Here is a 19,307-nt window from a genome sequence, read left to right on the forward strand (position 1 = left end):
GAGAGGAAGTGTTCCGCGGTAGCTCAGTGGTAGAGCAGCCGACTGTTAATCGGCTGGTCGTAGGTTCGAATCCTACCCGCGGAGCCACTCTTTCCCCACACATCGCCAGCGAAAAAAAGCCCGACGCGAGCGCCGGGCTGAAGAAGTTCGGTGATGGTGGGTGTCCCCGAAGAAGGAAGACACCCTTCCGTTGAAGTGAATTGGTTAACCGGAAGTAAACCGCTTCAGGCGGCGTCGGGCAGCCAGGTGGACTGCCGGGCGCCGGCCGCGCCGGTCCAGGCGATCCGCCACCCCTGCCCGGCCCGTTCAACCCGCGGCGACGCGCCGGGGTCCGCCTCTCCGGGCCAGGCGAAACGCCCGCCCCCCGCCTGGATTTCGTCCGGGCCGTTCGAGGGCCGCAGCATCAGGCTCCAGCGGCCCTCGCCGTCCGGCGCGACGCGCACGGATTCGCCGCCCGCCCGCACCACGACCGGCGCCCCCGCCGGCGCCCTGCCAGACGCCAGCCGCATGCGGCCGTCGCTGTCGACCGCCCCAAGAGCCGGCGCCCGGTCCAGGCGCCGGGTCGGTCCGCCGGCGCGCAGGATGGCGATGGGCCCGCGCCCGCCCGCCACGATCAGCAGTCGGTCCGGCGACGGGGCCGCGTCCTGACCGACCTGGGTCTCGGGCCGGAGCCACAGATCGCCCGCCGGCGCCGCCATGCGGATGTCGAACCGGCCGCGTGCGTCCGCCACCGCCGCATAGGCCGCCCCCGAATCGCTTCGCAGCACCACACGGGCCCCCGGCTCGGCCTCTCCGGTGAAGATCAGGCTGGCTGCCGCCCTTTGCACCGACAGAATCTCCGGCGGGCGGGTCCATCCCGCGGCGACGGCGCTTTCCGCCTCGACCGTCGGCGGCGCGGCGGGGGGCGCGCAGGCCGTCGCCAGCACGCCCAGAAGCGCCGCCGTTCCCGCCTTGCCGAACATGGCCCGTTTCATCGCGTCCATCCGACCGCTAGGAGTATTCCCCTGGATAGCGCGCCCGGGGGGCCGCTGTCTCCCATCGTTCCAGAGGCCCCATGTCTTCGCCTGTCGCCATCCAGCCCTTCGACGGAAAGTCCGTCTGCCTGTTCTGCGGTTCCTCGGATGCGTCCGATCCCGCCTATACCGAGGCGGCGCGGGCGTTCGGCGAGCAGACGGCCAGGGCCGGCTGGCGGCTGGTCTATGGCGGGGGCGGCGTCGGCCTGATGGGCGCCTCGGCCCGCGCAGCTCACGCCGCCGGCGGACGGGTGCTGGGGGTCATGCCGGGCTTCCTGCGCAGCCGGGAACGGCTGTTCGATGACGTTGAAACCCTGGTTGTGTCCTCGATGCATGAGCGCAAGACCATCATGTACGACCAGTCGGACATCTTCGTAGTCGCACCCGGCGGCGTCGGCACCCTGGAAGAAGCCATCGAGGTGCTGTCTTGGAAGCGCCTGGATCTGCATTCAAAGCCGGTCATCTTCCTGAACCTCAACGGTTTCTGGGAACCGCTTCTGGCCATGATGGAGCACAGCATCGGGTCCGGCATGACCCCCGCCAGCTTCCGCGAGGCCTGGGTCGTGCGCGACACGGTCGAGGCCGCGATCGAGACCATGAAGGGCGCGGACGCCATGCCGCACTTGAAACATGATCAGCGTTAAGTAATCACTGGTCAGTCAGCCGGTGTTCGTGCGTCTCTTTTGGAAACGCGCCTTGACAGTTTCGTATAGAAACGGACACTGGCGTTGCGGAAACGATGGTCGTTTGCGCCCGTCCGGAGACCTCCCCATGCGTGCTCTGCTAATCGCCGCGGCCCTGTTCGCCGCCGCTCCCGCTCCCGCCCTCGCCCAGGCCCCGGCCTCCAGCGCTGTCCTGACCGATGCGTCCAAGGCCCCGGCCAACGCCACCATCATCGACGGCGCGTCCTGGCGCTGCAACGGCGGCTCCTGCACCGCCAGCGGCGGCGCGAACCAGCCGGCGACGCGCGCCTGCCGCCGCGTCGTGGCCCGTTTCGGCGCGGTGTCGTCGTTCAGCTACAAGGGCGTCGCCCTGACGGCCGAACAGATCGCCGCCTGCAACGCCTGATCCGACGGATCGCAGAAACGAAAAGGCCGCCCTGCGAAGGGCGGCCTTTTTGCTGTGCAACGTCCTTTTTGAAAGGCCTAGGCGGTTTCGCCGTTCAGCCGTTTCACGATCCGCTCGCGGCCGATCATCGGCGCCAGGGTCGCCATGTCCGGGCCGTGCGACTGGCCGGTGATCATCAGGCGCAGCGGCATGAACAGCGCCTTGCCCTTGGCCCCCGTCGCCTCCTTCACCGCCGCCGTCCATACAGGCCACAGGGTCTCGTCGATGATTTCCGGCAGGGCCGCCAGCGCGGCCTGGGCGAAGGCCGGATCCTCGATCGTCGGCGTCACCGGACCGCGCACGATCTTCGCCATTTCAACGACATCCGCGAATTTCTGAAGATTGCCTCGCACACCGTTCCAGAAGGTCTCGCCCAGATCAGCATCCAGTTCCACCAGCCTCGGCCGCGCCACGGCGTACGGCATGGCGTGCAGGGCCTGGGCGTTCAGACGGTCTAGATCGGCGGTGTCGTAACGCGCCGGCGACCGGCCCATCTTGGCGAAGGCGAAGCTGGCGCCGAGGGCGTCGATGGACTCCCCCACCTCCAGCGGATCGGACGTCCCGATGCGGCCCAGATGGCTGGTGATGGCGATCGGCTCATAGCCTTTGTCGCGCATCTCGGCGATCGACAGCGACCCCAGGCGCTTGGACAACGCCTGCCCGTCCTCGCCGACCAGCAGGGGCATGTGGGCGAACTCAGGCACGGGGCCGCCCAGCGCCTCGAAGATCTCGATCTGGGCGCCGGTGTTGGTGACGTGGTCCTCGCCGCGGATCACATGGGTGATGGCCATGTCGATGTCGTCGACGACGGACGGCAGGGTGTAGAGGAACAGGCCGTCCTCGCGGATCAGCACCGGGTCCGACATGGACGCCGTATCCACCTCGGCGTGGCCGCGCGACAGATCTTCCCAGGCCACGCGCCGGCCGTCCAGCCTGAACCGCCAGTGGGGTTTGCGCCCCTCGGCCTCATAGGCCGCCTTTTCCGCGTCGGTCAGCGCCAGGCCGGCGCGGTCGTAGATGGGCGGCAGGCCGCGGGACAGCTGCACCTTGCGGCGGCGGTCCAGTTCTTCGGAGGTGTCGTAGCAGGCGTACAGCCGTCCGGCGGCCTTCAGGCGCGCCGCGGCCTCCTCGTAGCGATCGAATCGCTTCGACTGGTTGTGGCGTTCGTCCCAGACCAGGCCCAGCCAGGTCAGGTCGTCCTCGATGCCCTGTTCGAATTCCGGCGTGGACCGCGCCAGATCGGTGTCGTCGATGCGCAGCACGAACGACCCGCCCTGCCCTTTCGCGAACATCCAGTTCACCAGGGCGGTGCGGACATTGCCGACGTGCAGCTTACCCGTCGGCGACGGGGCGAAACGGACCTTGACGGACATGCGATAGACCTTGGAAACGCGGGGCGCACAGGTCGCCCTCGCGGCCCTTCAAGTCAAGGCTCGCGGGCGATCAGTCGTCGCGGTGGACGCGCTCGCGGCGCTCGTGCCGCTCCTGGGCCTCCACCGACAAGGTCGCGGTCGGGCGGGCCTCCAGCCGTCCGAGGCTGATCGGCTCGCCGGTCTCCTCGCAATAGCCGTAGGAGCCGTCCTCGATGCGGCGCAGCGCCTCGTCGATCTTGGAGATCAGCTTGCGCTGGCGATCGCGGGTGCGCAGCTCCAGCGCCCGGTCGGATTCCGACGACGCCCGGTCAACCAGATCCGGATGATTTTCCGTCTCGGCCTTCAGGTTTACGACAGTTCCCTTGGACTCGCGGAGGATGTCCTCCTTCCAGTCCATCAGCTTGCCCTTGAAATAGGCAAGCTGGCGTTCGTTCATGAATGGCTCGTCGTCGGATGGCCGGTAACCGGCCTTTTCGACAGGCACAGAGGCCAATGCGGTCATCGTCGCACTCACGGTCTCTTACAGCGCCCCCCTGTGGCGCAGCCCTGCCTATAGGGATGGCGAAGAGTCGCGGCAACAACGCTCGCGAGAGCGTGACCCGTAAAGCTTACAGTCGCTGCGGAAGCGTGACATTTCTTCATCACCCGGCGCTCGGCGATTGTCCTTTTTCAAGGAATTCCGGCGACTTATGCTGCAGTGCGGCGAAGATCGGCCTTGGCCAACTCAACCGCGGCGCGCAAGTCGATCTGATCCAGCAGGCTGTTCAGACCGGCGTCGGCGTCCATGGGCCGTTCCTCCCGCAGCGTCCGGGACAGGCGATCCAGCGCGCCCTCGCCCGCCTCGCCCTGCAGCAGCGCCAGTTTCAGCTCTTCCAGCCGGTCCAGCAGCCCTCCGCCGCGACGGATGGCGCGGCGGCGGCGTTCGGTGACGTCCTCGACCCCCTGCAGCGCCATCAGGGCGGACACGTCGCTGACCCCCGACACGCCGGAAGCCGAACTGGCCGGCGCCGCGGTCGCGCCCGCCGCCGCCTGGGGCACGGAGAAGCCGCCGCCCGCGCGGGCGGGACGGCTGCCTTGCGGGGACGACGGTCCGGACGGGCCTGTGACCTTCATGCGATGCGACTCCAGCACATGCCGGACCATCGTCGGGACCGCGTCACCGTTTGGTTAACGGCCCGGCAGTTTCTGCCGCTCCCTCCAGGGGTCGATCGGGTCTGCTCACTGTTTTCATGGAAGTTTTCGTCTGGCACGCCTTTGGCAACACACAGGGCGCAACAGTACCTGGACGCCCCGCCCATGCAGAAACTGCTCGCCTCCCTCCTGACCGCCGCGGCCGTGGCCGGATTCGCCGCGCCGGCGTCCGCCCAGTCGCGGATCAAGGACATCGCGGCCATCGAGGGCGTCCGCACCAACCAGCTGGTCGGCTATGGCCTGGTGGTCGGACTGAACGGCACCGGCGACAGCCTGCGCAACTGCCCCTTCACCCGCCAGTCGCTCGAGGGCATGACCGAGCGGCTTGGCGTCAACATCCGCGGCTCCAACGCCAACTCCAAGAACATGGCCGCCATCATGGTGACGGCCGAGCTTCCGCCCTTCGCCACTCCGGGCTCCCGCGTCGACGTCAGCGTGGCCAGCATGTGCGACGCCAAGAGCCTGCTGGGCGGCACCTTGCTGGTCACCAGCCTGCAGGGCGCCGACGGTCAGGTCTATGCGGTGGCCCAGGGCTCGATCCAGACCGGCGCCGTTTCGGGCGGCGGGGCCTCCGGCTCCTCGGTCACCCGCGGCGTGCCGACCGCCGGCCGCATCGCCTCGGGCGCCACGGTCGAGCGCGAAACCGGCTTCCACCTGGCCAATATGAACGAGGTGCGGCTGACGCTGCGCAATCCGGACTTCACCACGGCCCAGCGCGTCGCCGCCGCCATCAACCAGACCTATCCCGGCACGGCCCTGGCCGAGAACGGCACCGTCGTCGCCCTGCGCGCACCCGGTCAGATGGGCATGGCCGGCTTCATCAGCATGGTCGAGAACCTGCCGGTCCAGGTCGACGCTCCGGCCAAGGTCATCATCGACGAGGTCAACGGCGTCATCGTCATGGGCGAGGCGGTCCGCGTCTCCACCGTGGCCATCGCCCAGGGCAATCTGACCATCTCGGTGCAGGAAAGCCCGCAGGTCAGCCAGCCCGAGCCCTTCAGCCGTGGCGGCCAGACGGTGGTCGTTCCCGAGTCCACCGTCGCGGTCGAGGAAGACCTGGGCCGCCAGATGCGTATCGTCGGCGGCGGGACCTCCCTGTCCACCCTCGTCAACGGCCTGAACGCCCTCGGCGTCAGCCCGCGCGACATGATCAGCATCCTGCAGGCCATCAAGGCTGCGGGCGCCCTGCAGGCCGACATCGAGGTGATGTGAGCATGAGCGACTTCCCCGTCGATCCCGCCCTGGTCCGGCCTCTCGTCGCCACGGCGCACCCCGCCGTCACCGATCGCATGCGCGAGACGGCCGAGAATTTCGAGGCCACCTTCCTCGCCCAGATGATGAAGCCGATGTTCGAGGGCCTCTCCACCGAAGCCCCCTTCGGCGGCGGCGAGGCCGAGTCGACGTGGCGCAGCTTCATGATCGAGGCCATGGCCAAACAGACCGTCAAGGCCGGCGGGGTCGGCCTGGCCGACCAGGTCGTGGCCCAGATGCTGAAGATGCAGGAAGTCCAGGAACTCGCCGCATGACCGAGACAGCCACCGTCAACGCCCGGGCCCGCGTCCGCCAGCTGACCGACCTGACGACGCGCCTCACCGCCCGTCTCATCGAGGAATCGAAGGCCTTCGAGTCCCGCCGCCCGCAGGACGCCGCCGCGACTCTCGGCGAGACCCAGCAGCTGGCCAACGCCTACCGCCGCGAGTCGGCCCAGGTTAAGGCCGATCCGTCCGTGCTCGCCGCCGCCCCGGCCGCCGACCGGCTGGCGCTGGTCAAGGCCACGGAAGCGTTCGAAGCCGTGCTGTCGGGCCACGCCCGCGCCGTCGAGGCCGCCCGCATCGTCTCCGAGGGACTGGTCAGGACCATCGTCGCCGAGGTCGCCGGCCAGCGCGGATCGCCGTCCGCCTATGGAGCCTCGGGCCAGGCCAACGCCGGCGACGGCCGGGCCGTGGCCTTTAACCGCACCGCCTGAGAGCGACGGTCCTCCCGATCCCGATCGCGTCGAGAAAATCGGCGTCGTGGCTGACCACGACCAGCGCGCCTTCCCAGGCGTGCAACGCGGCCTCCACTGCCGCGATCGAGTCCAGATCCAGATGGTTGGTCGGCTCGTCGAGGATCAACAGCTGCGGCGGCCGCGCGCCGCTCATCACGCAGGCCAGGGCCGCCCTCAGTCTCTCACCGCCTGACAGCGTCCCCACGACCCGATACGCCGCCGTGTTGCGGAACAGGAAGCGCGCCAACGCCGCATGGGCGTCGTTCGGGGTGGCCTCGGGGTTGAGCCGGCGGTAGGCCTCGACCAGCGTCTCATCCGGTTCCAGTATCTGCGCGGCCTGATCCAGCAGGGCCGCGGCGACCGGCCGCTCGACCCGGCCCGACGAAGGCTCCAGGTCGCCGGCGATCAGCCGCAGCAGGGTCGTCTTGCCGGCCCCGTTCGGCCCCGTGATCGCCACCCGCTCGGGGCCGGTCAGCCGCAACGGGACCGGCCCGACGATCCGCCGTCCGCCCGGCGCGTCCCACGCCGCCTCGTCCAGCACCAGCGCCGTCCGCCCCGCCGCCAGGCCCGTCGGCGGCATGGGAATGTCCAGCGCCCGCACCCGTTCGACCCGTTCGCGCGCCTCGGTCAGCGCCGTCTCGGCCTCGGCCGCCTTGCGCTCGGCCAGCCGGTTCTCGCGCGCGCCGCTGGTCTCGGCGCGCTCGGCCATGGCGCCCAGCAGGATTTTCGGCTCGGACTTCTTCGCGGCGAAGGCCCGTCCGGCCTTGTCGCGCCGCGCCTTCTTCTCCAGCGCGACCTGGCCTTCGCGCGCAACCCGACCGGTTTCGCGCTCCGCGACCTCCAGATCACGCGACGCCGCCGCCCGTTCCGCCGCCTTGCGCGCGGCATAGAGGTCGAAATTTCCGCCGTAGATCGCCGCGCCCAGCGACGACAGCTCGACGATCCGGTCCATGGTCCGCAGCAGGCCGCGGTCGTGGCTGACCACCACCGCGCCGCCCTTCCAGCGCTGCAGCACCCCGGCGACGGCGGCCCGACCCTCCGCGTCCAGATGATTGGTCGGCTCGTCCAGCACCAGCAGATCCGGCTGCGCCAGCAGCAGGGCCGCCAGCCCCAGCCGCGTCTGCTCGCCGCCGCTCAGAGACGCGACGGGCCGGTTCAGATCCAGTCCCTCGAGCCCCGCCTCCGCGAGGGCCGCGCCGATCCGGTCTTCCAGCGTCCAGTCCGCCTCGGCCAGATCGTCGCCGGACGCTTCGCCCGCCAACACCCGGGCGACGATCGCCAGAGGCCCCGCGACGCCCAGCGTCCCGGCCGCGGTCTCGTCCGGCCCGGGCTCGCGCCTCTGCTCGAGCCAGCCGATGCGGCCGACGCGCGCCACCCCGCCCTCGGCCGGTTCGGTCAGGCCCGCGATCAGACGCAGCAGGGTGGTCTTGCCCGCGCCATTGCGGCCGACGACGCCCGTGCGCTCGCAGCCGAACGTCAGGCTCAGATTGTCGAAGAGGGTGGAGCCGTCAGGCGTCCGGGCCGCGACGCGATCGAGCGTCACGAGTGCGGATGCGGACGGGTTTGGGCTTTGGAGCGAGGGCATGGGCGAGCACGAGCAGCAGAGGGATGGAAAGGGCGAAACCGATTTCCAGCGCGCTGATCATGTTCGTCGGGCCTCCAAACTCACTCGAAGAATTCGAGGATGGGGTCGAAGGGGCTGATGCGCAAGCCATTTCGGCAATGGCGCGCCCGGTTGAAGCTGGAACGCGTGATTTGTCCGACGGCGATTGGCCGCAATGGCGGACCGAAGCCAGGCCGCCTAATTAGGAGGGGTGACCCTTTCTGATGATCCTGCCACCCGCCGCCAGTCCATTGTCCGCCGCATCGAGGCCGAGACCGGTATCGACGAGCCGATGATCGCCCGACTGGTCGACGCCTTCTACGACCGGGTGCGTCTTGATCCGCTGATCGGGCCGGTCTTCGATGCGCGCATCTCCGACTGGGGCCCGCATCTCGAGCAGATGAAGCTGTTCTGGTCGTCCGTCGCCCTGATGAGCGGCGTCTATCACGGCCGGCCCATGCCCAAACACCTGCCCCTGCCGGTCGACGCCCGACATTTCGACCGCTGGCTGGAGCTGTTCGAGGCCACGGCCGCGGACGTCTGCCCGCCCGCCGCCGCCGCCCACTTCATCGAGCGCGCCCGCCGCATCGCCGAAAGCCTGGAACTGGGCATAGCGGGCGCCAACGGCGTTCTGCTGGACAAGGGCGAGCGGTATATTCGCCCGCCGGAACCCTGGACCCCGCCGGCCTGACGCCAGACTTGCTGACACGGGATGTCAGCAGGTTGGCGCGGACCCATCCGTGTTCTCACATTGTTCTTGCTGAATCCCGCGAATTGATCCCCATATAGCAGCGTCGCGCCGGACCCTCCGCGGCCCCGCTGCGTTCCCGAATACCCAAGCCGTCAGGCCTCATGACCGAAAAGCACAACTTCATCCGCGTGCGCGGCGCGCGCGAGCACAATCTCAAGGGCGTCGATCTCGACATCCCGCGCGAGCAGCTCGTCGTCATGACCGGCCTGTCGGGCTCGGGCAAAAGTTCGCTCGCCTTCGACACCATCTACGCCGAGGGCCAGCGCCGCTATGTCGAGAGCCTGAGCGCCTACGCCCGCCAGTTCCTGGAGCTGATGGGCAAGCCCGACGTCGACCTGATCGAGGGTCTGTCGCCGGCCATCTCCATCGAGCAGAAGACCACCTCGAAGAACCCGCGCTCGACCGTCGGCACGGTGACCGAGATCCACGACTATATGCGCCTGCTGTGGGCGCGCGTCGGCGTGCCCTATTCGCCGGCCACCGGCCTGCCGATCGAGAGCCAGACCATCTCCATGATGGTCGACAAGCTGACCGCCCTGCCCGACGGCGAGCGGTTGATGCTGCTGGCGCCGGTCGTACGCGGCCGCAAGGGCGAATACCGCAAGGAAATGGCCGAGTGGCAGCGCGCCGGCTTCCAGCGCGTCAAGATCGACGGCGAGTTCCATGCCATCGAGGACGCCCCCGTGCTCGACAAGAAATTCAAGCACGACATCGACATCGTCGTGGACCGCATCGTCACCAAACAGGGGCTGGAAAGCCGCTACGCCGACAGCCTGCAGACGGCGCTGGGTCTGGCCGACGGCATCACCGTAGCCGAATGGGCCAGTGCGGCCGAGGGCGAGAAGGAGCCGCGGCGGCTGACCTTCTCGGAGAAATTCGCCTGTCCCGTCTCCGGCTTCACGATCAGTGAGATCGAACCGCGGCTGTTCTCGTTCAACAACCCGTTCGGCGCCTGCCCGGCCTGCGACGGCCTGGGTGTGAAACTGGCCTTCGACGCCGATCTGGTCATCCCCGACCGCGACAAGACCCTGCACAAGGGCGCGGTGGCGCCGTGGTCGCGCGGTCCCTCGCCCCTCTATACCCAGACCCTTCAGTCGCTGAGCCGCCACTACGGCTTCTCGATGGATGTGGCGTGGCGCGAACTGCCTCAGAAGGCCCAGGACGTGATCCTGCGCGGCTCGGGCGGCGACAAGATCAAATTCACCTACGACGACAACGCCCGCAAATACGAGGTCTCCAAGGCCTTCGAGGGCGTGCTGCCGAATCTCGAGCGGCGCTGGCGCGAGACGGATTCCTCGTGGGTGCGCGAGGAGCTGGGCCGGTTCCAGTCCGAGACCCCGTGCGAGGTCTGCCATGGCAAACGCCTCAAGCCCGAGGCCCTGGCCGTCAAGGTGGCGGGCACGGACATCGCCGAGGTCTCCTGGCTGTCGATCAAACACGCCCACGAATGGTTCACGGCCCTGAACGACAGGCTGACCGACAAGCAGATGGAGATCGGCCGCCGCGTCCTTAAGGAGATCACCGACCGGCTGCGCTTCCTCAACAACGTCGGCCTCGACTACCTCAGCCTGTCGCGCGCCTCCGGCACCCTGTCCGGCGGCGAGAGCCAGCGCATTCGCCTCGCCTCCCAGATCGGTTCGGGCCTGACCGGCGTGCTCTACGTCCTCGACGAGCCCTCCATCGGCCTGCACCAGCGCGACAATTCCCGCCTGCTGGAAAGCCTGCGCGGCCTCCGCGACCTCGGCAATTCCGTCCTCGTCGTCGAGCATGACGAAGAGGCCATTCTCACCGCCGACTACGTCATCGACATGGGTCCGGCCGCCGGCATCCACGGCGGCGAGGTCTGCGCCCAGGGCACGCCGGCCGAGGTCATGGCCAATCCCGACTCCCTGACCGCCAAATACCTGACCGGCGAGCGCGAGATCGAACTGCCGCCCGAGGGGCGCCGTCCCGTCGACCGCAAGAAGATGCTCAGGATCAGCGGCGCCACCGGCAACAACCTCAAGAGCGTCACCGGCGAAATCCCCGCCGGCCTGTTCACCTGCGTCACCGGCGTGTCCGGCGGCGGCAAGTCGACCTTCACCATCGAGACCCTCTACAAGGCCGCGGCCCGCCGGCTGCACAACGCATCGGACGCCCCGGCCCCCTTCGACCGGATCGAGGGGCTGGAGATGTTCGACAAGGTCATCGACATCGACCAGTCGCCCATCGGCCGCACCCCGCGCTCCAACCCGGCCACCTACACCGGCGCCTTCGGCCCGATCCGCGACTGGTACGCCGGCCTGCCGGAGTCCAAGGCCCGGGGCTACGGCCCCGGCCGCTTCTCGTTCAACGTCAAGGGCGGCCGCTGCGAGGCCTGTCAGGGCGACGGCCTGATCAAGATCGAGATGCATTTCCTGCCCGACGTCTACGTCACCTGCGACGTCTGCAAGGGCAGGCGCTACAACCGCGAGACGCTGGAAATCGTCTTCAAGGGCAAGAGCATATCCGACGTTCTGGATATGACGGTTGAAGAGGCGGCCAGCTTCTTCAAGGCCGTGCCCTCGATCCGCGACAAGATGCTGACCCTGAACCGCGTCGGCCTCGGCTACGTCAAGGTCGGCCAGTCCGCGACCACCCTCTCGGGCGGCGAGGCCCAGCGGGTCAAGCTGTCGAAAGAGCTGTCGAAACGCGCCACCGGCAAGACCCTCTACATTCTCGACGAGCCCACCACGGGCCTGCATTTCGAGGATACGCGCAAGCTGCTGGAGGTGCTTCAGGAACTGGTCGAGAACGGCAACACCATCGTGGTCATCGAGCACAATCTCGACGTCATCAAGGTGGCCGACTGGCTGCTCGACTTCGGCCCCGAAGGCGGCGACGGCGGCGGCGAGATCGTCGCGGTCGGCACCCCCGAACAGGTCGCCGCCAATCCCGCCAGCTGGACCGGCAAATACCTCAAGGAGGTCCTCGACCGCCACGAAACCCGCCGCAAGGCGCGGGTGGCCGCGATCAAAAAGCGCGCCTGATCTCAGACCGGGACCGGGGCCGCTTCAACGCCCTGGTCCCGGGTCCGTCCGCGCGCCATCAGCACGACGATCCCCGCCAGCAGCACCGCCGTCGTGACCAGGCTGGCCTCCGGACCGAAGGCTCCGCCCGTCAGCCACCAGGCCGCGCCGGGCGCCGTCGTCAGGTCGGTGATCAGAGGCGTGGCGTCCACCGCCATGCCGGACACTTCCAGCCCGAAGCCCAGGCCCAGCAGCCAGTTCCACGCCGCATGCCATCCGCACACGCCCCACAGCGAGCCTTCGCGGACCGCGTAGAGGCTGATGAAAAGGCCGAACAGGAGGATGTTGCCGAGGCCGCTGTACAGCTCGTTCGACGGCTCCATGTTTCCGGCATGGGCCAGGGCGAACAGGGCCGAGTTGGCGATCACGGCGATCCACAGCCCGTGCCGCGAGGCGATGAGCTGCATCAGCCACCCGCGGAACAGGATTTCCTCCGACGAGCCCTGGATGACGAAACCCAGCATCAGCACGCCGATGGGCAGCAGACTTGCGCCGACGGCGGCGGTGCCGAACGCCCCCGCTCCCTCGACCACATAGCCTCCGAGGCTCCAGATCACGCCGACCACGGTCAGCATGAAGGCGAGGCCGACCAGGTAGCCGCGCGCGAAACGCATCGGCCCCCGTGCGTTCAGCCCCAGGGCGCTCGGCCCGCGCCGCTCGAACAGGCGCGCCCACAGCAGGATGAGGATCGAGGTCAGGCCGAAGGATGCGCCCAGCTCATACGCCAGCTGCGGCCAGCCCTCGGCGCTGTCGCCGGGAACCACGAAGCCGGCAGCGATCGCCGGCAGGAGGGCGCCCACCTGGCCGCCGACCATGAAGACCAGGCCCAGCAGGACGGCAGCCGCCGTCCAGGTCCGGCGGTGGCTGCGCTTTCGCTCTGCGTATAGTTCAGTGCCGGCCATGCGATCCCCCCTTGTCATGAGCCAGCGGACGGGCTCCGTCACGACAGGAGGCTGCGGAGGCTCCCAATGGATGCGCCGCCCCCCGAATTTCAGCCGCTCGACGTCACTTCAGGCCTCGCCAGGACCGAGGGATCAGGGCGGCCCGCCGTGGAATCGGCGCTTCGGTGCGTCAAGGATCGGTTTAATCGATTACCGCCGCGTTGGACGGGCCGCCCGTAATGTCGCGGTAGGCGGCCGCGAACGGCGCGTACAGGATCCCGACCGTCAGGGCGGATACGATCGCCTCGACCACGGCATTGGCGATCACCCAGGGGTTGCTGACGTCCAGGGCCGCCCGGACGGCCGCCGGGTCCTGGTCGCCGCTGAACGACCAGTCTTGCAGCCCCGACATGATCGCCATCGGCATGCTGACGATGGAGGACAGCAGCTGGACGAGCAGGACCATCACGATGGCCAGGACCGCCATGCCCAGCAGCGGCCAGAACCGGCCCTTCGTCACATTGAACGAGTCGAAGAAGGCGAAACGTTTCTCCGCCACCGTGATCGGCACGGCAAGGCTGAGCCGGACGGACAGCCAGACCAGGCCGCAGATGATGGCGAGGAAGCCGACAACCCCCGCGATGGCCGCTCCGCCTCCGCCGCCCCCGGCCTTCGCTGCCGCCACCAGCAGGCCCAGGGCCATGAAGGCCACAAAGGCGACAAGGCCCCCGAGCAGGCCCAGAACGAACGTCACCACCAGCACGCGAACCTCGTCCATGCCGAGCCGCAGATAGCCGAACCGGTCGCCGGACGGATTCAGTACGCCGCGCGCCACCGCAGCGCCCAGCATGGCGCCGACCACCAGGCTGACCGGCATCAGCCAGGCCACCTGGGCCATGATCGCTCCAAACCCGGCCATCACGGCCATGACCTGATCGAGGCTCGGCTGATCCACGGACTCCAGCGCTTCCGCCTGGGCGGTCACGGCTTCGAGCGGGCCGATCATATTGGACAGCGAGAACAGGGCCGTCAGCGTCAGGACCGCGTACAACAGCGTCCAGGCGACAAGCGCCAGGGGATTGCGCCGAACGAGGCGGAAGCCCTCGAAGGCGGCGTCGGTGGCCGAAAACGCCATGGCAGAATCTCCTGTCTCTGGCCCGATCCTAGACTACTTCGGCAGGCGCGGGCGACTGCTCGTCCGCCTTGGGCGGCGTTTCGCCTTCGGCCAGCTGCCGGCAGGCGGAGGCGTAGGGCGCGATGTGCAGCGTCACGAGCAAACCATAGATGGCGGCCGCCACAACGGCCCCGACCGCGAACCATGGCCAGTTGGCCGCGACCATGGCGGAGATGCCCGCGAATGGATTGGCTTCCGTGTGGTGTGATTGAAGTCCGGCCCAGTCGATGCCACCCGAAGCTCCGACCGCGACCGCGATGGCCAGGCCGACGCCCACCACCACCACCTCGACGACGACGACCAGCAGGATCAGCAACAGCATCATGCCGAACAGGCGGCCGGTCTGGCCCCGTCCCAGCCGCCATCCCTCCGCGAAGGCGAACGTGCGGTACAGCACGCTGGCGGGCGCTATCATGCTGACCCGCGCCATTCCGAGGAAGATCGCCAGGATCGCCGTGACGACCAGACCGACGATGACCAGCCAGTTGACTGGCGAACCCGCGCCCCAGGCTGCGAAGCCGACCGCGGCGCCGATCAGCACCATCACCATCATGGTGATGTAGAGGCCCACGACCACCGCGAGGCCGACGACCGCGACCCTCAGCTCGTCCATGCCGATACGCAACGAGAAGAAGCTGTCCTCCCGCGGCCGCAGGACGGCTCGCATGATCGCCGTGTAGACGACGACAATCAGCAGCATCTGGAGAATGTTCAAGAGTCCGGACATGGCCTGGAACTGCATCATGTTGGCGAACGCGGTGTCGTGAACGCTCCCGTCGCCGCGGGCCTCCATCGCCATCGCGCCTATCATCTCGCCCATCATCGGCCAGACGAGACCGAACGTGGCCGCCGACGGCGCCACCATCAGCAAACCCCAGACGAACACCGCCAGCGGCCGCCGCCGGATCAGGTCGAACCCATCGCCGATCGCAGTCCCGATTGAAAATCGCGCCATTTCATTCCCCCGTCCCACGGCCACGCTAGCCCAAGCCGGGCCGCGCCGCTAGAAGCCGCCCATGACGGAAACCCTGAAGCCCATCCACGTCGTCGGCGGCGGCCTCGCCGGCTCGGAAGCCGCCTGGCAGATCGCCAGCGCGGGCGTGCCCGTGGTCCTGCATGAGATGCGCGGCGTTCCGGGCGTGAAGACCGACGCCCACCACACCGACGGGCTTGCCGAGCTGGTCTGTTCCAACTCCTTCCGTTCGGACGACTGGGAGCATAACGCCGTCGGCCTGCTGCACGCCGAGATGCGGGCGCTCGATTCCATCATCATGAGCTGCGGCGACGCCCATCAGGTCCCCGCCGGCGGCGCCCTCGCCGTCGACCGTGACGGCTTCTCCCAGGCGGTGACGGCGAAGCTGGAGGCTCACCCGCTCCTCACCATCGTGCGCGAGGAGATCGCCGGCCTGCCGCCCGCCGACTGGGACAATGTCATCGTCGCCACCGGCCCCCTGACCTCCCCGGCCCTCGCCGCCGCCATTCTCGACCTGACCGGCGAGGACGCGCTCAGCTTCTTCGACGCCATCGCCCCCATCGTCCACGCCGACTCGATCGATTTCGACATCGCCTGGCGCCAGTCGCGCTACGACAAGGAGGGGCCCGGCGGAGACGCCGCCGCCTACGTCAACTGCCCGATGAACCGCGAGCAGTACGAGGCCTTCATCGACGCCCTGCTGGCCGGTCCCAAGGCCGGGTTCAAGGACTGGGAGAACGTCCCCTATTTCGACGGCTGCCTGCCCATCGAGGTGATGGCCGAGCGCGGCCGCGAAACCCTGCGCCACGGACCCATGAAGCCCGTCGGCCTGACCAATCCGCGCGACCCCCAGGTCAAGGCCCACGCCATCGTCCAGCTGCGCCAGGACAATGCGCTCGGCACCCTGTTCAACATGGTCGGCTTCCAGACCAAGCTGAAGCACGGCGCCCAGGCCGAGGTCTTCCGCATGATCCCCGGTCTGCACGACGCCCAATTCGCGCGCCTCGGCGGCCTGCATCGCAACACCTTCCTCAACAGCCCCAAACTGCTGGACCGCCAGCTGCGTCTGAAAGCCATGCCGCGCCTGCGTTTCGCCGGTCAGGTCACCGGCGTCGAGGGCTATGTCGAGAGCGCCGCCATGGGCCTGCTGACCGGCCGCCTCGCCGCCGCCGAACGCCTCGGCAGACCGCTGGAGGCTCCGCCGGTCCACACCGCCATGGGCGCCCTGGTCGAGCACATCACCGGCGGCCACCTCGACGGCCCCGGCGGCATCTCCAAATTCCAGCCGATGAACATCAACTACGGCCTGCTGCCGCCGCTGGAGGCGCCGAAGGTCGACGAGGCTGGCGTCAAGATTCCGATGAAGGAACGCGGCCGGGCGAAGAAGCGGCTGATGAGCCTCCGGGCGCTGGAGGCCCTGAAGGCGTGGCGCGATGCCGCGCCCGCCCGACCCTGATGGCGCCGGTCAAGGACATGTTCTGGATTACGGGCGCGATCATCCTCCTGGCGGCCTTGCCGGCCCTCCTGAACATCAGGACCGCCCCGCTGGAGCTGCTCGCCAACCTGCGCCCGCAGGTCATCGTGCTCTGCATCGCCTTCGGCTGCGCGGCCCTGACTGTCGGCCGCTATCTCCCGGCCGGTGTGGCGGCCGTGTTGGTCGCCGTGCTTCTGGCGACGACTCCGGAGTTGTTCTCAAGGGTTCCGCCTCCCGTCGCGCAGCCGGCGCTGACGATTGTGTGGTGCAATGTGTTCAGGACGGACGACGTGGTGGCCCGGCTGGCCGTCCTCGCCCGGAAGGAAGCCGCAGACCTCATTATCCTCGCGGACCCCCCCAACGATTCAGCCAGAACCCGTCAGGCCCTGTCGGAGTATCCCTTCGTCTACGGCGCGATGGACCCCGATGAGCACGGCGCGGTGATTTTCAGCCGGAGTCCCCTGACCGGGCGGCCCCGGCCCGACCTGCCCCCTGGAGTCTACCCGGTGTCGATAATCGACACAGGTGAGATCAGGATCGTCGCCATGCACCCGCCGGTGGCCCTCACGCCCTCCCGTCTCCGCGCGAGCAACCTCATGATGGCCGCGGCGGTTCAGGAAGCGACGGCGGGCCCGACCCTCGTCATCGGCGACATGAACGCCACGCCATGGTCCGACCGTCTGCGGCTCCTCTCGTCAACGCTGGTTCGTCTTTCGCCGGCGCTCGGCTCGACGTGGTTCTCTTCGCTGCCGGTGCTGGGCCTGCCCATCGACCATGCCTTCGTGACACCCGATCTCCGCGCCTCCGCCCGGGTCGGCCCCGGCGTCGGTTCGGATCACCTGCCGCTGATCGTGTCCATCCAGCAGCCTGCGGTCGTCGGACCCGGGCCGGGACACCGCCCGGCCGCCTGATCACCAGGCGGTCATCCGCCGCAGCGTCCCGTCGCGCAGCACATGGTGGTGGAACAGGGCCGCCGCCGCGTGCAGGCCGACCAGCCAGTAGCCGATCGTACCCAGCGTCTCGTGGATCTCCTCGGCCTGTTCGGCCAGCGCCTCGTTCGGTCCGGTCAGCGGCGGCAGGCCGAGGCCGAACAGCTGCACCGGATCGCCCTCGGCGCTGAGGGTGATCCAGCCCAGCAGGGGCATGGCGATCATGAAGCCGTACAGCGCCACATGCATTACGGCGGCGGCCCAGGCCGCGGCGCCGCCCGGCCGGTGTCGGATCCCGCCGAGCCGGCGGGCGATCAACCGCACCCAGACCAAGGCGAACACCGTCAGTCCCAGACTGAAATGCCACGCCTTCAGCGCCTCGCGAATCTCGCTGCCGCGAGGATAATTCTCGCGCATCAGAATGGTCGCATAGACCGCCGCCAGCAGCAGCAGCATCAGCCAGTGCAACGCGACGGACAGGCGACTGTAGGCGGGAAGCGACAGCTTTGGTTCGGCGAGGCTCACGGTTCGACTCCTCAAATCAGATTCAGGCTGCGCCGTTGTCCGGCAAGGATCGTTGATCCAGCGCAAACCGTGGTCCGGGACGCATCGGGACGATGCCGCCGACGGTCCGTTCATGGTATCGGCCGGTCTCCCGCGATCGCACGCCCGGACCCGAATGCCCCCTCTCCTCGAACCCGCCAAGGTCGCCATTCGCCGGCGCATCACCGAGCTGTTCAACGACGCCTCGAGGGGCGAACGCCCCATCCTGCGGCGGGCCGACGCCCTGTTCGCCGCCGACTCCGTCGCCTGGCGGGTCAATGGCGACATCGTCACCATGATGATCGGCGGCGTCTCGGGCCTGTTGTTGCAGATGCTGCATCCGGCGGTGCTGGCCGGAGTCTGGGACCATTCCGACTTCCGCTCCGACATGCACGGGCGGCTGCGGCGCACGGCCAAATTCATCGCCGTCACCACCTATGACCACGCCGGACACGGTCTTGCCGCCATCGACCGCGTCCGGGGCATCCACGACAGGATCGGCGGCGTCCTTCCCGACGGAACGCCCTACCGGGCCGGCGATCCGGCCCTGCTGGCCTGGGTCCACGTCACCGAGGCGATCAGCTTCCTCGACGCCTGGATCCGCTACGCCGAACCGGACATGCCCGTCGCCGACCAGGACGGATATTTCGCTGAAATGGCGATCGTCGCCGATCGGCTGGGCGCCGACCCGGTCCCCCGGGACCGCGCCGCGGCGGAGGCCCTGATCCAGTCCATGCGTCCGGCCCTGCGCGTTGACGCCCGCACCCACGAAGTCGCGCAGCTGGTGCTGAACCAGTCGGTCGGCGCGGCCCTGACCGACGCCGCCTCAGCGGTGATCATGCAGGCGGGGGTCGACCTGTTGCCCGACTGGGCCCGGGCCATGCACGGGTTGAAGACCCCGCCGACGCCCGTGGTCCGCGGCGGGGCCCATGCCCTCGCCCGCACCCTCGGTTGGGCCTATGAAGGCTCGCCCAACCACGAAGTCTGGCCCGCGGAGGTGACGGTCTGGCCGCGCGGCTGAACCGTCGCCGCCCGGCGCCAGGACGGGTCGCCGGCCCCTAGACTCGTCCGGTCAGCATCGCCCAAACCAGTCGCAGGCGTTTAACCGGCTCCCGCGTTTCGCGGCGAACCAGGGCGGCGTGGGCCGCGGCGGGAAAGGCGACCGCCGGCAGGCCGCGCAGGGTCGCATTGGCTACGGGGCGCAGCGCCGTGGCCTCGTCCGGCCGCCCCGTCTGCGCCAGCCCCCACACACGTCCGGCCT

Annotated in this window: 19 protein-coding genes, 1 tRNA gene and 1 pseudogene; 11 read left to right on the forward strand and 10 right to left on the reverse strand. The window is 68.8% G+C overall.

All coding sequences use genetic code 11. The features are described 5' to 3' along the window. The first annotated feature begins 12 nt into the window (after positions 1-12). Positions 13-87: transfer RNA gene (locus tag VN378_RS14495), tRNA-Asn, on the forward strand. A gap of 137 nt (positions 88-224) precedes the next feature. Here the strand turns inward: VN378_RS14495 and VN378_RS14500 are convergent. Beyond that, on the reverse strand, positions 225-974 hold the full coding sequence (locus VN378_RS14500) for a hypothetical protein (protein ID WP_325744267.1): 750 nt from the start codon (positions 972-974) through the stop codon (positions 225-227). Between the two features lie 80 nt (positions 975-1,054). Here VN378_RS14500 and VN378_RS14505 point away from each other — a divergent pair, with 80 nt between their 5' ends. Next, on the forward strand, positions 1,055-1,657 hold the full coding sequence (locus VN378_RS14505; RefSeq protein ID WP_325744268.1) for a TIGR00730 family Rossman fold protein: 603 nt from the start codon (positions 1,055-1,057) through the stop codon (positions 1,655-1,657). A 127-nt stretch (positions 1,658-1,784) separates the two neighbouring features. Further along, positions 1,785-2,081, forward strand: coding sequence for a CC_3452 family protein (locus VN378_RS14510; RefSeq protein ID WP_325744269.1), 297 nt, complete (start codon positions 1,785-1,787; stop codon positions 2,079-2,081). Positions 2,082-2,158: 77 nt separating this feature from the next. On the opposite strand, the gene gltX is transcribed toward VN378_RS14510, so the two are convergent. From gltX to VN378_RS14525, 3 genes are all read right to left on the reverse strand, one after another. Further along, positions 2,159-3,493, reverse strand: a complete 1,335-nt coding sequence (gltX, locus tag VN378_RS14515) for a glutamate--tRNA ligase (protein ID WP_325744270.1) — start codon at positions 3,491-3,493, stop codon at positions 2,159-2,161. A 70-nt stretch (positions 3,494-3,563) separates the two neighbouring features. After that, on the reverse strand, positions 3,564-3,995 hold the full coding sequence (dksA, locus tag VN378_RS14520; RefSeq protein ID WP_325744271.1) for an RNA polymerase-binding protein DksA: 432 nt from the start codon (positions 3,993-3,995) through the stop codon (positions 3,564-3,566). A 185-nt stretch (positions 3,996-4,180) separates the two neighbouring features. Beyond that, positions 4,181-4,606 carry a flagellar assembly protein FliX gene (locus VN378_RS14525; protein ID WP_325744272.1) on the reverse strand — a complete coding sequence of 142 codons (426 nt, stop codon included), beginning with the start codon at positions 4,604-4,606 and terminating at the stop codon, positions 4,181-4,183. A 183-nt stretch (positions 4,607-4,789) separates the two neighbouring features. On the opposite strand from VN378_RS14525, the gene VN378_RS14530 reads away from it, so the two are divergent. From VN378_RS14530 to VN378_RS14540, 3 genes are read left to right on the forward strand one after another with little or no spacing between them, the layout of a single operon-like run. Next, the gene (locus VN378_RS14530) at positions 4,790-5,896 is read left to right on the forward strand and encodes a flagellar basal body P-ring protein FlgI (protein WP_325744273.1); all 1,107 of its coding nucleotides are present in this window, start codon (positions 4,790-4,792) and stop codon (positions 5,894-5,896) included. Between the two features lie 2 nt (positions 5,897-5,898). After that, positions 5,899-6,210 (forward strand): rod-binding protein, encoded by a 312-nt coding sequence (locus VN378_RS14535; protein WP_325744274.1) that lies wholly within the window; start codon positions 5,899-5,901, stop codon positions 6,208-6,210. After that, complete coding sequence (locus VN378_RS14540; RefSeq protein WP_325744275.1) at positions 6,207-6,650, forward strand: flagellar basal-body protein FlbY; 444 nt, start codon at positions 6,207-6,209, stop codon at positions 6,648-6,650. The genes VN378_RS14535 and VN378_RS14540 overlap by 4 nt, the downstream gene beginning before the upstream one ends. Here VN378_RS14540 and VN378_RS14545 read toward each other — a convergent pair. Then, complete coding sequence (locus VN378_RS14545; RefSeq protein ID WP_325744276.1) at positions 6,634-8,256, reverse strand: ABC-F family ATP-binding cassette domain-containing protein; 1,623 nt, start codon at positions 8,254-8,256, stop codon at positions 6,634-6,636. The genes VN378_RS14540 and VN378_RS14545 overlap by 17 nt on opposite strands. Before the next feature lie 229 nt (positions 8,257-8,485). On the opposite strand from VN378_RS14545, the gene VN378_RS14550 reads away from it, so the two are divergent. Together VN378_RS14550 and uvrA are read left to right on the forward strand one after the other, a co-directional pair. Then, entirely contained in the window at positions 8,486-8,965 is a 480-nt protein-coding gene (locus tag VN378_RS14550) for a group III truncated hemoglobin (RefSeq protein WP_325744277.1), read from the forward strand. Between the two features lie 161 nt (positions 8,966-9,126). Further along, positions 9,127-12,033, forward strand: a complete 2,907-nt coding sequence (gene uvrA / locus VN378_RS14555; protein WP_325744278.1) for an excinuclease ABC subunit UvrA — start codon at positions 9,127-9,129, stop codon at positions 12,031-12,033. A gap of 2 nt (positions 12,034-12,035) precedes the next feature. Here the strand turns inward: uvrA and VN378_RS14560 are convergent, their stop codons facing one another. The 3 genes from VN378_RS14560 to VN378_RS14570 all read right to left on the reverse strand — a co-directional run bounded on the left by VN378_RS14560 (position 12,036) and on the right by VN378_RS14570 (position 15,082). Continuing rightward, entirely contained in the window at positions 12,036-12,974 is a 939-nt protein-coding gene (locus VN378_RS14560; RefSeq protein WP_325744279.1) for a type II CAAX endopeptidase family protein, read from the reverse strand. 181 nt (positions 12,975-13,155) lie between these two features. Next, positions 13,156-14,088, reverse strand: a complete 933-nt coding sequence (locus VN378_RS14565; protein WP_325744280.1) for a hypothetical protein — start codon at positions 14,086-14,088, stop codon at positions 13,156-13,158. Between the two features lie 28 nt (positions 14,089-14,116). After that, on the reverse strand, positions 14,117-15,082 hold the full coding sequence (locus tag VN378_RS14570; RefSeq protein ID WP_325744281.1) for a hypothetical protein: 966 nt from the start codon (positions 15,080-15,082) through the stop codon (positions 14,117-14,119). 61 nt (positions 15,083-15,143) lie between these two features. On the opposite strand from VN378_RS14570, the gene trmFO reads away from it, so the two are divergent. Together trmFO and VN378_RS14580 are read left to right on the forward strand one after the other, a co-directional pair. Continuing rightward, on the forward strand, positions 15,144-16,556 hold the full coding sequence (trmFO, locus tag VN378_RS14575; protein ID WP_325744282.1) for a methylenetetrahydrofolate--tRNA-(uracil(54)-C(5))-methyltransferase (FADH(2)-oxidizing) TrmFO: 1,413 nt from the start codon (positions 15,144-15,146) through the stop codon (positions 16,554-16,556). Further along, positions 16,556-17,485, forward strand: a complete 930-nt coding sequence (locus VN378_RS14580) for an endonuclease/exonuclease/phosphatase family protein (RefSeq protein ID WP_325744283.1) — start codon at positions 16,556-16,558, stop codon at positions 17,483-17,485. The genes trmFO and VN378_RS14580 overlap by 1 nt, the downstream gene beginning before the upstream one ends. Here the strand turns inward: VN378_RS14580 and VN378_RS14585 are convergent, their stop codons facing one another. Continuing rightward, positions 17,486-18,028: a cytochrome b gene (locus VN378_RS14585; protein WP_325744284.1), complete on the reverse strand. Its 543-nt coding sequence runs from the start codon at positions 18,026-18,028 to the stop codon at positions 17,486-17,488. Positions 18,029-18,182: 154 nt separating this feature from the next. Here VN378_RS14585 and VN378_RS14590 point away from each other — a divergent pair, with 154 nt between their 5' ends. Continuing rightward, positions 18,183-19,067: an oxygenase MpaB family protein gene (locus tag VN378_RS14590; protein ID WP_325744285.1), complete on the forward strand. Its 885-nt coding sequence runs from the start codon at positions 18,183-18,185 to the stop codon at positions 19,065-19,067. Positions 19,068-19,104: 37 nt separating this feature from the next. On the opposite strand, the pseudogene VN378_RS14595 reads toward VN378_RS14590, so the two are convergent. After that, positions 19,105-19,307 (reverse strand): annotated as a pseudogene (locus VN378_RS14595) (squalene/phytoene synthase); the annotation flags it as partial.

Origin of the sequence: Brevundimonas sp. (genome assembly GCF_035561115.1) — a bacterium.
Lineage (GTDB): Bacteria > Pseudomonadota > Alphaproteobacteria > Caulobacterales > Caulobacteraceae > Brevundimonas.

Coding starts and splice junctions, on each gene's coding strand:
- VN378_RS14500 (WP_325744267.1), bottom strand. CDS start 974: ATGAAACGGGCCATGTTCGGCAAGGCGGGAACGGCGGCGCTTCTGGGC.
- VN378_RS14505 (WP_325744268.1), top strand. CDS start 1,055: ATGTCTTCGCCTGTCGCCATCCAGCCCTTCGACGGAAAGTCCGTCTGC.
- VN378_RS14510 (WP_325744269.1), top strand. CDS start 1,785: ATGCGTGCTCTGCTAATCGCCGCGGCCCTGTTCGCCGCCGCTCCCGCT.
- gltX (WP_325744270.1), bottom strand. CDS start 3,493: ATGTCCGTCAAGGTCCGTTTCGCCCCGTCGCCGACGGGTAAGCTGCAC.
- dksA (WP_325744271.1), bottom strand. CDS start 3,995: ATGACCGCATTGGCCTCTGTGCCTGTCGAAAAGGCCGGTTACCGGCCA.
- VN378_RS14525 (WP_325744272.1), bottom strand. CDS start 4,606: ATGAAGGTCACAGGCCCGTCCGGACCGTCGTCCCCGCAAGGCAGCCGT.
- VN378_RS14530 (WP_325744273.1), top strand. CDS start 4,790: ATGCAGAAACTGCTCGCCTCCCTCCTGACCGCCGCGGCCGTGGCCGGA.
- VN378_RS14535 (WP_325744274.1), top strand. CDS start 5,899: ATGAGCGACTTCCCCGTCGATCCCGCCCTGGTCCGGCCTCTCGTCGCC.
- VN378_RS14540 (WP_325744275.1), top strand. CDS start 6,207: ATGACCGAGACAGCCACCGTCAACGCCCGGGCCCGCGTCCGCCAGCTG.
- VN378_RS14545 (WP_325744276.1), bottom strand. CDS start 8,256: ATGCCCTCGCTCCAAAGCCCAAACCCGTCCGCATCCGCACTCGTGACG.
- uvrA (WP_325744278.1), top strand. CDS start 9,127: ATGACCGAAAAGCACAACTTCATCCGCGTGCGCGGCGCGCGCGAGCAC.
- VN378_RS14560 (WP_325744279.1), bottom strand. CDS start 12,974: ATGGCCGGCACTGAACTATACGCAGAGCGAAAGCGCAGCCACCGCCGG.
- VN378_RS14565 (WP_325744280.1), bottom strand. CDS start 14,088: ATGGCGTTTTCGGCCACCGACGCCGCCTTCGAGGGCTTCCGCCTCGTT.
- VN378_RS14570 (WP_325744281.1), bottom strand. CDS start 15,082: ATGGCGCGATTTTCAATCGGGACTGCGATCGGCGATGGGTTCGACCTG.
- trmFO (WP_325744282.1), top strand. CDS start 15,144: ATGACGGAAACCCTGAAGCCCATCCACGTCGTCGGCGGCGGCCTCGCC.
- VN378_RS14580 (WP_325744283.1), top strand. CDS start 16,556: ATGGCGCCGGTCAAGGACATGTTCTGGATTACGGGCGCGATCATCCTC.
- VN378_RS14590 (WP_325744285.1), top strand. CDS start 18,183: ATGCCCCCTCTCCTCGAACCCGCCAAGGTCGCCATTCGCCGGCGCATC.